The sequence below is a fragment of the Rhodococcus sp. Leaf225 genome (genome assembly GCF_001426145.1).
Lineage (GTDB): Bacteria > Actinomycetota > Actinomycetes > Mycobacteriales > Mycobacteriaceae > Rhodococcoides.
In genome coordinates, this window is record NZ_LMRN01000024.1 from 889 (window position 1) to 1,199 (window position 311).

Annotated in this window: 1 rRNA gene (running past one end of the window); it reads right to left on the bottom strand. The window is 54.2% G+C overall.

Going from position 1 to position 311, the window contains the following annotated elements:
* Window positions 1–311 (bottom strand): 23S ribosomal RNA (locus ASG69_RS18305) (its annotated part extends 763 nt beyond the left edge of the window); the annotation flags it as partial.

Genomic DNA, 311 nt, shown 5'->3' on the forward strand with positions numbered 1-311 from the left:
ACACTCGCCACCTGATTGCCAACCAGGTTGAGGGAACCTTTGGGCGCCTCCGTTACTTTTTGGGAGGCAACCGCCCCAGTTAAACTACCCACCAGGCACTGTCCCTGAACCGGATCACGGTTCGAAGTTAGATATCCAGAGTGACCAGAGTGGTATTTCNTGTGCACTTACACTCGACACCTGATTGCCAACCAGGCTGAGGGAACCTTTGGGCGCCTCCGTTACTTTTTAGGAGGCAACCGCCCCAGTTAAACTACCCATCAGGCACTGTCCCTGACCCGGATTACGGGCCGAAGTTAGATGTCCAAAGT